Source organism: Paenibacillus sp. FSL R5-0912 (assembly GCF_000758605.1).
Classification (GTDB): Bacteria; Bacillota; Bacilli; order Paenibacillales; family Paenibacillaceae; genus Paenibacillus_AQ.
In genome coordinates this window covers 2304023-2319245 of sequence record NZ_CP009282.1, presented here as the reverse complement: position 1 = coordinate 2319245, position 15223 = coordinate 2304023, and the positions used below count along the sequence as shown (strand labels likewise).

The 15223-nt window shown below is 49.3% G+C and carries 11 protein-coding genes; 5 read left to right on the top strand and 6 right to left on the bottom strand.

All coding sequences use genetic code 11. From position 1 onward, the window contains the following. Positions 1–47 precede the first annotated feature (47 nt). Positions 48–2282, top strand: coding sequence for an AraC family transcriptional regulator (locus R50912_RS09730; RefSeq protein ID WP_042234351.1), 2235 nt, complete (start codon positions 48–50; stop codon positions 2280–2282). A gap of 136 nt (positions 2283–2418) precedes the next feature. On the opposite strand, the gene R50912_RS35555 is transcribed toward R50912_RS09730, so the two are convergent. The 3 genes from R50912_RS35555 to R50912_RS09715 form a co-directional block, all read right to left on the bottom strand. After that, positions 2419–2658 carry a hypothetical protein gene (locus R50912_RS35555; protein ID WP_197073061.1) on the bottom strand — a complete coding sequence of 80 codons (240 nt, stop codon included), beginning with the start codon at positions 2656–2658 and terminating at the stop codon, positions 2419–2421. Positions 2659–2974: 316 nt separating this feature from the next. Next, positions 2975–3364: a hypothetical protein gene (locus tag R50912_RS09720; protein ID WP_042234347.1), complete on the bottom strand. Its 390-nt coding sequence runs from the start codon at positions 3362–3364 to the stop codon at positions 2975–2977. 139 nt (positions 3365–3503) lie between these two features. Continuing rightward, a complete protein-coding gene (locus tag R50912_RS09715) occupies positions 3504–3764 on the bottom strand; it encodes a hypothetical protein (RefSeq protein ID WP_042234345.1) in 261 nt (86 codons plus the stop codon). 1055 nt (positions 3765–4819) lie between these two features. On the opposite strand from R50912_RS09715, the gene R50912_RS09710 reads away from it, so the two are divergent. The 3 genes from R50912_RS09710 to R50912_RS09700 all read left to right on the top strand — a co-directional run bounded on the left by R50912_RS09710 (position 4820) and on the right by R50912_RS09700 (position 8383). After that, a complete protein-coding gene (locus tag R50912_RS09710; RefSeq protein ID WP_052416168.1) occupies positions 4820–5800 on the top strand; it encodes an ABC transporter permease in 981 nt (326 codons plus the stop codon). Between the two features lie 12 nt (positions 5801–5812). Further along, a complete protein-coding gene (locus R50912_RS09705; RefSeq protein WP_039304534.1) occupies positions 5813–6697 on the top strand; it encodes a carbohydrate ABC transporter permease in 885 nt (294 codons plus the stop codon). Between the two features lie 141 nt (positions 6698–6838). Further along, complete coding sequence (locus tag R50912_RS09700; RefSeq protein ID WP_042234341.1) at positions 6839–8383, top strand: ABC transporter substrate-binding protein; 1545 nt, start codon at positions 6839–6841, stop codon at positions 8381–8383. Positions 8384–8487: 104 nt separating this feature from the next. On the opposite strand, the gene R50912_RS09695 is transcribed toward R50912_RS09700, so the two are convergent. Next, on the bottom strand, positions 8488–9288 hold the full coding sequence (locus R50912_RS09695) for an AraC family transcriptional regulator (RefSeq protein ID WP_042234338.1): 801 nt from the start codon (positions 9286–9288) through the stop codon (positions 8488–8490). A 138-nt stretch (positions 9289–9426) separates the two neighbouring features. Between R50912_RS09695 and R50912_RS09690 the strand changes: the two genes are divergently transcribed. Continuing rightward, on the top strand, positions 9427–11676 hold the full coding sequence (locus R50912_RS09690) for an FAD-dependent oxidoreductase (RefSeq protein ID WP_042234334.1): 2250 nt from the start codon (positions 9427–9429) through the stop codon (positions 11674–11676). 105 nt (positions 11677–11781) lie between these two features. Here the strand turns inward: R50912_RS09690 and R50912_RS09685 are convergent, their stop codons facing one another. After that, positions 11782–12897 carry a glycoside hydrolase family 88/105 protein gene (locus R50912_RS09685; protein WP_042234332.1) on the bottom strand — a complete coding sequence of 372 codons (1116 nt, stop codon included), beginning with the start codon at positions 12895–12897 and terminating at the stop codon, positions 11782–11784. A gap of 36 nt (positions 12898–12933) precedes the next feature. Then, positions 12934–14718, bottom strand: a complete 1785-nt coding sequence (locus tag R50912_RS09680; protein WP_331281910.1) for a glycoside hydrolase family 2 protein — start codon at positions 14716–14718, stop codon at positions 12934–12936. Positions 14719–15223 lie beyond the last annotated feature (505 nt).

Sequence of the window (15223 nt, the reverse complement as noted above, 5' to 3'; positions counted from 1 at the left end):
TCCCCCTAGAATAGGTGTAGTAGGATTTACATAAAGGGGCGATCATCTTGGGAAAGAGAAAGAAACTGTATACCCGCTTTTTTATGAGCCTGACCCTGATCTCTGTCTGCTGCATTCTGGTACTGGCTATGGTGATCTTCTACTGGTACCGGAACATATCGATTGATAATGTCGACAAGGCTAACCAGAATGTGCTGCTAAATACTGAAACCGTATTCACGAACTATAAGGAAATTGTTCAGAACTATACGATGGACTTCTATGCCAACCCGAACATCAGTGCCCTGATGCGGAGCGGAGAGACGGACTGGAGTGACCAGCTCTACAGTGTCTTAAGCCAGATTCGCGGTGCGCTGGTCGTTAACCAGTATCTGGAGAACGCCTATATCTTCGGGGAGAAGGAACCTTCTGTCATCTATGAGAACATGCCGCTAAGCCCGGAAGCCAAGCTGGAGCTGGCCCGGAGGATGCGGAGCAGCCGTATTATTGAATCTCCCTTTGTGTGGCAAACCACCCAGAACAACGGCACGCCTGTCACCCTGCTGACCGTCTTCTATAACGACCGGGCCTTTGCAGACAGCGAATATTACGGCGCAGTTGCGCTGACCGTCAATCTCGCCAAGCTCCAGAACAATTTGTTCACTCAAAAAGAAGGCGGAACTACACGTTATGCCGTCATTGACCAGAATGGCGAAATTCTCATGCACAGCACACTCTCCGGCAGCACCTTACATCCGGAGATGCTGAAGCAGGTCGCTGCCTCCACCTCTGGAAGTGGCTCCTTCGTCTATAAGGGCAACGGAGACAAGCAGCTGATTACTTATGTGTATTCCGCGCAGGATAAGCTGTGGTTTGTATCAGAGATGTACTATAAAGACAGCATCCGTGAGCTTGCAAATGCCCGCAATCTGATGATTGGTCTCTGCCTGGCTCTAATACTGGCTGCTGCTGTAACTGCCAACCTGATTTCCCGGCAGATCTATAAACCGATCGGCAGGCTGTTTGGCAGCATCGCTAATATCTCCGGCAATGAAGAAGCCTTGAAGGCCGGCAGTGACCTGGATACCGTGAATCTGGAGCTGGAATCTATAGGTGTGAAGCTGGCTCAGCTCAAGAAGGAGAGCGACGGCAGTGCCCTGATGCGCTGGCTGCTCTCCCCGCGCGGTGCGGCAGACCCTTCCGGCGGCCTCCCGATGATGGGCATCGGCGCAACGGAAGGTGCTTATTGTGTCTGTGTACTGGCCGTGCTGGAACCGGGACAGACCGGGAATGCCCCGGAACCTGTCCAGGAAGTCATTCACCGGATTCAAACTGCATTCTCGGAGCTGGCCGAGGTTCAAATCTTCCGCCCCCATCAAGGGTCGGCCGTCCTTATTCTGAGTGAGCTCTATAGCGGAAGCTTCGGGGATTATGCCCATTACCGCAGTACATGGGAGGAGCTCGCTGCAATATACCTTAAGTCCGGCGGCCGCTGCGCGTTCGGCATCAGCGGGCTGGAAAGTGATCTGGGCCTGCTGAAGTCCAAATACGCTGAAGCAGCAGACTGCATGCAATATCTTAAATTCCATGCACAGCAGAATATCATATTCGCCGACGATACCGTCCATCTGAACAGCAGCCCGGTTCCAGACAGTGCGCTTGAGCCGGTACTGCAGGCGGTAAAACAGCCGGAGCTGGCCAGCCACATCCCGCAGGCTGTGGAAAGACTGCTGGCGGTAGCCTGCAGCTACCGTGCAGAGTCTGCTACCGTTGCTGTATCAAGGCTTGCCTTTGAGCTGAACCGTACGGCAGATCTGAGCAGCGGGGGCAACCGCCATTCCGGCTTTCTGGATGATTATCAGCAGGTGTGGCGGATTCAGAGCTATGACAAGCTGCGCGAGTGGATTGAACACAGCTGCAGCGCAGCCGTGGGACGGATTGCCAGCATGAGTGCGGTGCAGACCCGCAGCATTGCCGCCGAGGCTGCCGCTTATATTAGGGAGCATTATAACGACCCCGCCCTGTCGCTTAATGCGCTGGCCGAGAAGCTGTCGGTCAGCCCTGCCTACCTCAGCAGGCTGATTGCCGAAGAGGTGGACAGCAGCTTCCCGGACTTCGTCAACCAGCTGCGGCTGGAGCAGGCAGAACTGCTGCTGGTCACGGATCTTACGCTCGATATCCGCGAGATTGCCCGCCGGGTCGGATATAACAGCAGCACTTATTTTACAACCCAGTTCAAAAAGCGTTATGGCGTCACACCGTCCAAATGGAGAATGAATCACATTCTGCAGTCGCAGGAGTAGTGGGGGCTGGAGGGGAACGGACAGGGACGGATAGGGGGAAATGGAAACAGCGGCAGCCAAGGACGGATGAGGTCCTGGAATGCCGCTGGTTTGTTGAGCTAAGTTTTTTACTCCTTATGAATAAGGTTTACTCCCCCTAAGGGAATTTAAACCCGCCTAATCCATATGTACTATTAATTTGTTTAATATAATCTTCTTTATCAAAGTGAAACGTTTTTGAGTTATTAATTAACTGTTCTCTGCCGTCAATGAAAGTCCAAGTTACAATGTCTTTATTCATTTCAATAAATGAATATACCGCCCCACACCCCAGATCAGCACATGCAGGGCATATATATATTGAATTCTTTCCATTGGGGAAATCTGGCTGACTCAATAATATCAACCTTGAAATGTGTTTTAGCTGAAAATCCTCACTGCCCCACCCTAAGCATGATACAAAATCATAATGCTTAGCATAACTATCATATAAGGATTGTCCGTCAACTATAAAATCCGCAAAACGTATGGGTCCCGGATAACCATCCCTTAGACGCATTTTAAATTCAATTTTCGATTTTTTAATTATCCTCACCTCTTAATGATAAGTGCTCACCGAATCAATCTGATTTTATCAATAGTTCATTCAAAATTTGTGTTACCTCTGCATATCCGACGATCCTAGTGCCCTCCTGTATAAGAGTACCCATTAATTATTGCGGTCTAGGTCCAGCTTTAAGCCATAACACGTCATATCCCATATTCTCGAGTATTTCTAACCCATCACTGAACTCAATTCTGTTTGATCCACTCCACCCATTTTCCAGACCATACACTATAAACTGCTTCACTACTCCCGGGTAATTTAAGTTAAAATCTTCAATATCATCCGAGTCCGTCTTCTTTAAGCGAACACCAACTAGCAGAGGACTTCCTGAGATTGGGTCATCCCATGTACAAAATCGGAAAGAGCATGCCACATTCTTCTGTCCTTTTAATGATACAGAAAGATTGATTTCGCTTACGCCTTGGTGGTACTTTTGGTTAATCACATAAACGTAATTTTTATCTTGAACCTTGATTTCCCTAGTTTTTTTCTTCATATATTCATCACCTATTGGAAATTCTCCGTTTGCAACATATTCTTCTTATCCAAACTCCAAATCATTCTTAGCCAGATCCAAAGCTGTGTTCTTGATCAAATTTTCTATTACAAACACTTCAGTTATGTGAGTCTTCTTCCTACTTTCCTCTTACAGCATCTATAATAGCTCTCTTCACATCATCACGGATTAAATGTATAAATTTAATAGACAAATCCAATTTTTCTAGAGTTGTATCATTGTATAGCTGCTTTTCACCAAGTGAATTAAGCTCGCCAACCAGTTCGTCACCTAAGGATGGGAGCCCGCTCCGAACCTCTATTATGGAGAAATCATGGTCTTCAGTCTCTACAGCAAAAAACCCTAAACGCCGATACTCTGTATGCACACGACCTCTCATTATTTTGCTCCCTTCAAATTAAAACAATTGAAATTATTTATCTTTTTCTATGCGGAAAAGGATTATTTCCCTATGAACGGTTGTGGATTTTGCCCAAATCTGTTGGCTTATCCTAACTAACTCTCTTACCTTTTACACGGTACAGCTCTGTAAAGACTTAAATGTTGTACATATGAGACAATTTCATAATTCAAATCCGAGCATAGTTACACGTACAAAATCGTTATTATTAAGAATAAATATTCGGAGATCACTCTATTTCCAGTGCTAGCGATCATCAAGAAAAGCGGTTAATACGGAATTCTCCTGGTGAAAAATGTTTATGAAATTGTCTCTTTTATGCAGGATTTTCGCGCCAGCCCCATGCTTTCTTCCTCAAGTCTATCATTTAACTTTTCAATCCACCATTTCATTCTCCACAGCTTCGCCTCTACTATAACGTCAGAAATAAATTAATGAAAACCACATTGGCAAATTGCCTAGTAAGGTTTGCGGTTTGTGGTTTAAAGTAACCAGCTACCTGTATGCATTAGACTTAACTGCACTTTGTACAACTAAATCGTCTGATTTCCCACCAATTCTCCGTTTAGTTGTATTTCGTACAATTAAACGGGCACTTGTTAATAGTTTTCACTCGTTCCAGCAAATTTAGTTGTACAGAATACAGTTATACGATGCAAGCCTACCTTTTCGCTGGTTTTAATTGTACAGAATACAACTATCTCTGAATTTTCAGTTGGAACGCTGAATACATAAATTGCTGCATTGAACGAACTCACTTCTTTTGCTCTAAAGTTGTACTTGTCCCCCAAATCCAAAACTCCCTTCCCATTCACAACGCCATTTCCCCGCTTGTATCAGGCATTTAACCATCCCAATACAGAAAACTTCTGCTTTTTCTGTTTTTTTAAGCCCGCTCATTCCGCATTTTTTAACTTTTTCCCGTTTATTATGATAGCGTTTACATTCTGCGCCGGATTATGATTTGCCTTGTAAAGCGTTCTCCTGAATCACGGGATGAAATGATAACGCTAGCATAAAGGAGTGGACTGTATATGACGCAAGAGGCAACACCCGGCACCCCGGGACAGCTTGTCCCGGCAACGCGGACTGTCAGCGCCCGGCGCTTCCGCAAATCCCTAAAGAAGGACAGCTCGCTGTATCTGCTGGCCCTGCCGGGCATCATCATTCTGATTTTATTTGCGTACCTGCCGATGAGCGGACTGATTCTCGTCTTCAAAAACTACAACTTTAACGACGGGATTTTCGGCAGCCCGTGGGCGGGCTTTTCCAACTTCGAGTTTTTCTTCTCCAGTATGGAGGATGCCCTGAGGGCGACCCGCAACACAGTTATGCTGAATGCGCTGTACATGCTGACCGGCACTTTTTTCTCGGTGGCTATCGCCATTATATTGAATGAGCTGCGCAGCAAGTGGTTTATCAAAATCACCCAGAGTGTCATGTTCTTCCCGTATTTCATCTCCTGGATCATTATCGGAGCCATCCTGTTCTCCCTGCTCGACTATGACAAAGGGATTCTCAACCAGCTGCTGCAATCGCTTGGCCTGTCGCAAATGGACTGGTATTCTAGCCCGTGGCTGTTCGTAGTGATCCTGGTGCTGGCGAATATCTGGAAAAGTGCCGGCTACGGTGCGATCATCTACTATGCGGTGTTACAGGGAGTGGACACCTCCTATTATGAAGCGGCCCGGATCGACGGTGCCTCCCGCTGGCAGATTATCACCAAAATCACGATACCCATGCTGATTCCTTCAATCATCCTGATGACACTGCTCGGAATCGGAGGCATGCTGAAGGGCGATCTGAGTATGATCATGGGCGTAACGTTCCTTAATCCGCTGCTGCTGCCCACTACCGATATTATCGACGTCTATGTATACCGCACGGCCATCCGTTCCGGTGAATTCGGCTTCGCTTCCGCCATTACGCTCTATCAATCCGTCTTTGGATTCATTCTGGTGCTGGTAGCCAACAAGCTGGCCGGCTGGTATGACAAAGACAGCAAACTATTCTAGGAGACCGATACGATGCAAACTACTGAAAACAAAGGGCTGGTTATTTTCTTCTATGTCTGTATTGCGGTATTCTCGGTCATTTGCCTGGTGCCGTTCGTGCTGGCGGTATCCGGTTCTCTATCTACAGAGTCGAGAATTGCTGCGGAGGGCTATTCCTTCTGGCCCCGGGGGTTCACGTTCGAAACCTATCAATTCTTGTTTGGCTCCAAAGCAGAGCAGATTCTGCGGGCCTACTCCATGTCGCTGGTCGTAACAGTACTGGGCACGCTGACCGCTGTACTGGTGACAACTGCTTATGCCTACGTCATCTCCGTCCGGAATTTCCGGCTGAAGAACTTTTTCGCCTTCTTTGCCTACTTCACGATGCTGTTCAGCGGCGGCACACTGCCGTGGTATCTGCTGAGCACCAAATACTATCACCTTGGCGATACGCTGCTCGGCCTGTTCATTCCCTATGTGCTAAGTGTGTTCCTGATGTTCCTTATGGCCAACTACTTCCGCAGCATCCCGCATGAGATTGTCGAGTCGGCACAGATCGACGGGGCAGGCCATCTGCGGATTTTCTTCAGTATTATGATTCCGCTCGGCCGGGTCGGACTGGTGACGATTTCACTCTTTTATGCGCTCCAGTTCTGGAATGACTTCTATCTGCCGCTGATGCTGGTTAACAATCAGGATCTCTATACGATCCAATACCTGATGTACAACATGATGGCGAACATTCAGTTCCTGGCCTCCGGCAATGCCGCACAGGTGGGAGGTGCAATTATTGCCCCGCCGCTGGAGACTGCGAAGATGGCGATGACCTGTCTGACCGTTCTGCCGATCGCTATTTTGTATCCTTTTCTCCAGGGATTCTTCGTTAAAGGTATTATCGTGGGTTCGGTGAAAGGCTGATCCTCCGGACACATTGACCTAATATTGGTTGCATCAGGTGTGTGCTCCCGTGCTCCGACATGTTGTACAATAAGCTTACGGGAGCACCGCCTTGGCAATATAAGCCTCACAGATTAATTCTAATTCAGGAGGGTGTTCATCATGACAAAGAAAAAAGGCTGGTTAAGTTTGCTCCTGGCAACTGTATTCCTGGTAAGCGGCTGTTCGCAGGGCAATAATGAAAGCGCTAACCCTGGTAATACGGACAGCAACAGCAATGGAGGCTCAGCACCGGCAACGGCGGCGGGCAGCGGGACTGAAGGCACGGCTCTGGCGCCGGCCAAGCTGAAGATCGTACTGTACGGGGACGAGTCGAACCGGATGAAGGAGCTGGCCAAGACGGAGTTCTATGATGTGATCAAAAAAGAAATCAATGCCGAGGTTGAATTTCAGTTCCTGCCCTGGACGGAATACGGCGGCGGCAAAACGGACCTGATGCTGTCGACCGGTGAAGATTTCGCGACCTATACGGATGCCAACTATATGGTGAAATCTGTCGCCAAAGGACTCTACACCGACCTCACTCCCTATATCTCTGCAGCAGCAGCGGATTTGAGTGCGGCAGTGGACGAGGCATCCTTCCGGGCCTTCCAGCTAGAGGAGAAACAATATGCGGTACCTGTAGGCAACAAACCGAATTCCGCTGAATTTTACAGTGTGCTGGTCCGGCAGGATCTGCTGGAGGAAGCAGGAATGACACAGGTCTCCTCTCTTGCGGAGCTTGAGCAATTCTATGATAAAGTCCATGCGCTTCACCCCGAGCTGATCGGATATGCCAACACGGACGCCCGCAGAATGCTGCAATATGACTTCACCGACAAGAATCTGTACTGGCAAAATGATTTCATCGCCCTCGATGAGTCTGCCAAGGATGATCAGATTATCAGCTGGTTCGAATCCCCAGAATTCAAGACCTATGCCGGTCTGATGCACGGGTGGTACGAGAAAGGGATCATTCCGAAATACGCCGCAACGAATGTGCCTCAGTTGCAGTCTGACTGGAACTCCGGCAAAGCAATGTTCTGGGCAGGAACCGCAGCACGTCCGTTCGAAGGCGCAGCTACCATCTCGCAGGCAGTGCCTGAAGCCAAGCTGGTTAATTATTTCCTGGGCACCGGCCGTCCAAAAATCAGCAGAGGCACCTACAGTACCGCCTTCTTCGTCTCTGCCGCAGCCAAGGACCCTGAGCGTTATGTCATGTTCTTCAACCTGCTGCAAAAAAAACAGGAGCTGTACGACCTGTTCGCCTATGGTATTGAAGGCACCGATTATACGCTGGATGCTAACGGCCGTCTGACCAAAATCAATACCGATTCACTGATTCCCGATTGGCTGCTGATGAACAAAAACTTCATGCGCTTTGACAACACCGTACCGGATGATTTCATTGCCGATTACAAAGCATGGGATGACGGAGCAATTATCTCCAAAGGCGCAGGCTTCAACTTCGACAATACTCCGGTCAAGAATGAAGAAACCAAGCTGAACGGCGTATTCACCGAATACCTGGCCCCAATCGGCAGCGGTTTCAGTGATTATGATTCTGCTTTCCCTAAGGCCCTTGAGCGGTTAAAAGCGGCCGGTATCGACAAATACATCGCCGAATACCAGAAGCAGTTCTCTGAATGGTATGCGAAGCAGCAATAGAATTCAGCCGCAGCTGCACAGCGGTGTGACGATGACAGCCTTCATATGAACTTACCGGCAGCGCGCCCTCCTTATTAGGAGAGGCGCGTTTGTTTGGCGAATTATTATAGCCGGTGCAGCTTGCGGTATCTGGATGGGGTTAAACCAAGCTTCGCGCTGAACACGCGGCTCAGGTAGAAGCCATTCTCATAACCGCACTGCTGGGCGATGATTTCAATGGACTGTGTGGAATCTTCAAGCAGCAGGCAGGCTTTTTGGAGCCTGATTCCGGTCACAAATTCTGAAGGTGTCGCCTGATAAGCTGCCCGGAACCGCCGTGTTAACTGCACCGGTGTGATACTAAGCGTGGCCGCCAGCTCCTGCATCGTCATAGGGGTGCAGGCATGCTCAAGCAACCATTGCCTGGCCTTCTGCATATCCTGATCGGAACTCTCCCCTTCGGATTGCACTTCCTCCGCCGCAAAGCTGCGCTCGATATCAAGGAGTCTCCACAAATCCTCCAGCATATGCTTCATTCGTCCAAAGCCCGGCTCCTCCTGAATGCTTCTTCCGATGTTCCTCATATAACGGTAAGTCGACAGCAGACGCTCCACATCCCTGACCGTCCACCTTCCGCCTAGCGTTGCGGCTGCTTCTTCAAGCCCCGGCTTCTCCTCCCATTCGAACTGGATGAAATGAAAGGTTAAAGTTGTCACCGTTCTCCGGTAAAAGGCCGTACCCGGAGGACATACGATGATATCCCCCCATCCGGCCTCTCCCTCATGATCTCCGAACCGGTAGGCGAATTGTCCTTGTTCAACCGCAAAAATCGTCCACACGGGATAGGTATCATGCTCCAGCAGGAACTGCTTTTTCTGCTCCCAATAGAGATAGGCTACTGGATGAACTGACCAATTATTTCGCATGCACAGCTCTCCCTCCAAGCAATAACGAAATGAAATAAAGTATATACTCTCAGAAATTATATGCATGTTATTTGATGATATATTATTTTATCATGAAACTACGGATATATTACCATAAGTCAGAGGAGAGGTTCAATAATGCGCAAAGAAACGGTCCAAACGGATGTCACCGTTATAGGCGGAGGTCTGGCGGGAGTATGTGCGGCGATTGCAGCGGCCCGTCTAGGGCAGAGTGTCTCACTGGTCAATAACCGTCCAGTACTTGGCGGCAACTCCAGCAGTGAAGTGCGGGTATGGGTGTGCGGCGCCACCTCGCATGGCATTCACCGGTATGCCCGGGAGACGGGGATTATGGGGGAACTATTTGTAGAGAACCAGTACCGCAACAAGGACGGGAATCCGTACCTGTGGGATATGGTTGTGCTGGAAGCCGTGCAGGCAGAACCGAATATTCAGCTGTTCCTGAACACGGATGTGCATGAAGCCGAGGCCGATGAGGAAGAAGGCGGCGGGCGGCGTATCCGCTCGGTTACCGGGTGGATGATGGGGTCAGAGCGGAGCATCCGCTTTGAGAGCCCGGTCTATCTGGACTGCACCGGAGACGGGCTGGTCGGGTTCCTGGCGGGTGCAGAATACCGGATGGGCCGCGAAGCGCATGATGAACTGGGTGAAGAATGGGCACCGCTGGTTGCAGATGATATTACCCTCGGCAGCACCCTGCTCTTCTATACCAAGGATGCCGGCCATCCGGTCAAATATATAGCTCCTTCAATGGCCATAGATATTACAAAGACGTCCATCACTGAGAACCGCATCATCCGCAGCGGCGATAATGGCTGCGCCTACTGGTGGATTGAGTTCGGCGGCGAACAGGATACGGTTCATGACAATGAGGCCATTCGCAACGAGCTGTGGTCGATTATTTACGGGATTTGGGACTATATTAAGAACTCCGGGAATTTCGATGCCGGGAACATGACGCTGGAATGGGTCGGTTCGCTTCCGGGCAAACGCGAATACCGCCGCTTCGTAGGCGACTATATCTTGAACCAGAACGATATCCTTGCGCAGCGGGAATTCACGGACCGCATCGGCTTCGGCGGCTGGTCGATTGATCTGCATCCGCCGCAGGGAGTCTATGCCACCGAATCCGGCTCGAAGCATATGTATTCTGACGGCAGCTACCACATTCCGTTCCGTTCACTGTATTCCGTGAATGTGAACAACCTGCTGATGGCCGGCCGTGACATCAGCGCCTCGCATGTGGCGTTCGGGACGACCCGCGTTATGGCTACCTGCGCGGTCATCGGCGAAGCGGCCGGCACCGGCGCTGCGCTCTGCGCTGCCAAGGGAGTAACGCCGCGCGAACTGCATGCGAACCACCTGAAGGAGCTGCAGCAGACGATGCTCCGCCAGGATGCCTCTATCCTGGGTCTGAACAATGAAGACGCAGCCGACCTGGCACTCCAGGCTGCCGTCAGCGCCTCCAGCGAACGGAACCGCTTCGCAGTGGAGCATCCGGCATTCAGCGTCCCTCTTACAGCTGACATCGGCGTCACCCTTCCGGTCGATCCTCTGCTGGAAGGAATGGAGCTGCTGATCGACGCAAGTGAAGCAGCGGAGCTGACCGTTCAGCTATGGGAGACCGGACGTCCCGAGAATTATGTTCCCTATGCGCTTCTGCAATCCGCATCGGTTTCTGTCATCTCCGGTACGCAGCAATGGGTGAAGCTCGACCTGCGCTGGCAGCCGGAGACGCCGTGCAATGCTTTTCTGATCATCAAGGCTAATGCGGCAATCACCCTGCATATGGCAGATCAGCCGACTTCGGGGATGCTCGCCTATGGGCACAGCAACACACCTGTAGTATCCTTGGATTTCCAGAATCAGCCCGCACAGCCTGTAGTCCTGTGGGACAAAAAGAAATTCGATCACACGGCCCCATGCATCCGCATGTCTGGGCCAACCCAAGCCTTCGCCGCAGACAAGGCAGTGGACGGATACCTGCGTCCTTACGGCGGCCCGCATCTGTGGTCCTCTGACCGAATGAACTCCGGCCGCCCGGAATGGCTTGAGCTGGCCTGGAGCGCACCCGTAACCCTCCGTGAGGTGCACGTTACCTTCAATGACGATGTCAACGAGGATCTGATTAACCTGCATCATCATATTACGCCATATGAAGTCCTGCCGACGCTCGTCAAGGATTATCGTATTGAAGCTTACGTGAACGGCAACTGGACGGCAGTCGCCGCAGGAAGTGACAATCACAAGCGCAAGCATGTGCACCTGCTGAGCGAAGCTGTCGTAGCAGACCGCCTGCGCGTTATCGTTCTGGAGACGAACGGCAGCGAGTACGCGGAGATTATTGAGGTGCGGGTGTACGAGTAACCGGATACAGAAGATACAACAGCCTAATCCTTTGGCGTAACTGCTCAAGGATTAGGCTGTTTGTATCCAAGAAGAGATGAATAAATCTATGAGCTTACGCTGAGTTTATTTTAGAGCTTCATACAAGGCAATAAGAGTCAGGGACTGTCCGTATGCCATCGGCATGAGGGTAATGTTCTTGTAATGATCCTTATCCATTCCCATCCCGGTTCCGGCCGACACATTCAACACAGTTCCATCTCCGCTAATATTGTGACATACCGACTGAATAGCCTTATCTGCCGCAGCCTGATAGGAGGAATCGAGAATACCGGCTTTAATGCCTTTTAGGATACCTGCGGCAATTGCAGCCGAACCAGATACCTCTTCATAGCTGGTGGGGTCCTGCAGAACTGTATGCCACAGGCCGGAAGCTGCCTGAAGGGATACCAAGGCATTGACCTGAGCTTTATACGTATCCACCAGAAATTTCCGGATACCCGGGCTAATCGTATCCTGGCAAGCTTCCAGGTAATCGACGATGCCATAAGTGAACCAGGAATTACCGCGGCACCAGAAGATACTGCCGAAATTATCATTGCGTTCGAAGCTCCAGCCGTGGAAGAACAGGCCGGTATGCTTGTCGAACAGATACTTGATATGGAGCAGAATCTGGTGTTCAGCTTCATGCTGCCACTCCGGCCGGTTGAACTTGCTCCCGGCCTGGTTCAGAAACAGAACCGCCATAAAGAGCGTATCAATCCATAACTGTCCATTGTGCAAGTGAATTTCATCCCGGTTGCCAATGGCAGTGACCGTATGCTGAAAGCCTCCTTCTTTGGTTTTGGGCAACTCATGAAGGAGCCAATCCGCATGTTCCCGGCATAGCTCTTCCAGTTGGCTGGAAGGCTCAAGCTGATCCAGGAGCAGAACCAGAGCCAAATAAGGAGCTGTCGTATTAATGTTTTTGGAAGGCAGTCCAACCTCCAGATTACGGGAATACCAATTCTGTAAAAATTCAATATAGCGTTGATCGCCGTAAACCTTCTGCAGCTTGTAAAGACCATACAGACCGACGCCCTGCGGCCAGTCCCATTCTTCAATTCCGAAATCCCGTTGCACAATCCCTAACTTTGTATCGGCCTGAACCACGGTTTTATCCTTTTCATAGTCGCTGCCGCCCAGATTCATAAGCTTATCTACTACCAGCCCAATTTTTTGAAGCAGGTTTTCATTTGTCATGGATTCCTAAGCTCCTTGTCATTCAATATGTTCAGGCTAAATGGTCCGCAGATGCCATTGACTATTAATTTCTTTAATTAACGTCATATCGCATTTGGGTGTTCGATCATAGGCCAATAGACCGTTAATTTCTTGCTCCACATCGGTCAACTGCGTATAACAGTAACCATAAATAATCTTAGAAGCGTATACAGCCTTCATGATTCTCTCATATTCCAGAACAAGATCCTCGGAAGATTGTGCACTGGTATATCCCCAACCATCGTCAGCGCCTGCCTTATAGCTTATCCCGCCAAATTCAGTTAACAAGATCGGCTCTCCCCGATGCTCATAACCGTCTGCATATATACTGCGGGCCGATGGAGTTGAAGCAAGCATCGTCTCCTTCGTAGACAGCATCCGCTTATACTCTTCATACTTATTAGGCTCATCTGCCCGGCCATGCTGATAATTGTGTACCGCACATATGTCAGTCCGTGTCATTTCCCATCCATCATTCGATATCACTAACCGGGTATCATCCAGGGAATGAATAAGACTATACATGGCTAAGCTGTGATACTGCTGCTGCTTATCCGATTTCACCCTCGGAATTCCCCAGCTTTCGTTAAGCGGAACCCAGGCAACAATCGAGGGATGATTGAAGTCACGATCAATAATTTCAATCCATTCTTTGGTTAAACGGGCCACAGCATCACTATTGTAAGAAGGGCTGGCAGCACATTCTCCCCATACCAGGAACCCTAGCCGGTCCGCCCAGTACAGAAACCGCGGGTCCTCTACCTTTTGATGCTTACGGCAGCCGTTGAACCCTAATTCTTTGGCTAATTCAATATCTGTCTTCAGGTGTTCATCCGTTGGCGCAGTAAGTAATCCTTCCTGCCAGTAACCCTGATCGAGTACAAGCTTTTGATAATAAGGTTTGTTATTCAGATAGACCATACCGTTCTCTGTATGAACTTTCCGCATGCCGAAATACGACTGTATACCATCCACCTCAACCCCATGATCGTAAAGCTTCATTTCAACATCAAACAAATTAGGAGTTTCCGGAGTCCAGGTCCAGCCGGCATGATGAAAGTTAGTCCGGAATATCTTCAAACCAAAGAGATCTACCGTTCTGCGCGTTATGGGCTGCAACAATCGTACCCGATCCTGAACCACAGGCACTCCCCGAAAAGAAATACGGATATCCAAATCTAATTCTTCTGATCCGTATCCCCCACATTCAGCCTCGATGCCAATGCTCCCTTGATCTACATCGGGGTGGAACTTCACCTGATGAATATAAACAGGGTTCACCGCCTCCAGCCACACGGTCTGCCAAATCCCTGTCGTGCGGGTATACCAGATGCTATCGGGCTTCTCAAGCCAGAACTGTTTGCCCCGGGGTATAGTCTCATCCTGTGAAGGGTCCTCCACATGAACAGTCACCTGTTCCTCCTGTCCGGTTAAAGCATGCGTAATATCAAAGGAAAATGGAGTGTGCCCTCCCTCATGCATGCCGATATAATGACCATTCACATACACCCAGGCTCTATAATCTACCGCTCCAAAATGTAAGACAACACGCTTCTTAACCCAACCTGGATCAAGTGTGAAATTACGCTTATACCAGACATAGTCATGAAAAGAGGTATCGTGTATTCCACTTGCAGGGGTTTGAAAAGCAAAGGGAACTTGAATGGTCTGACTAAAATTCTGGCTTGGATCATACCATCGCTGTGCAGCTCCAACATTCTTGTCATCAAATTCAAATTGCCATGCTCCATTTAAGTTTAGCCATGCGTCTCTAACTAACTGTGGACGCGGGTATTCCATCCGATGTGACATCTAGCTTCATCTCCTATCCTATTAGTCCCGAAACAATAATAGTTAACTTTTGTGCGAGTTCAACAGTAACCCTTCCTCACAAGCAAGCAAATACTATCATGATGAAAGCGTTCTTTCAAGCTTGTATCAACGTTATTCGTGATTTTCAACTTTGTGGTATACAAAATAAAATTACCGCTCAACTGAACCTAATATTGTTAACAAAAAAGTTAACAATAAGTTATAATGTTCAATATCCGCTAAATAAGACTCACTAAAGAAATTAACAAAAAGCAAAAGAAGCGGAGGGGAAATTTGGAACTGTAGGAGCGGTAGCGACCGCCTGAAAGCTTTCCGCAGGAAAGCTCGCTACGGAAGCATACCCAGTCACCGGATTTCCACCACGAACAGCGGATTGGATGAAGAAATCTGGGGACAACAGCGGCCGGAAGTCCAAAGGTTCACCGCAGTGACGACGAAGCTTCAAGTTCAATACTTAAGTGCGTCTTATATA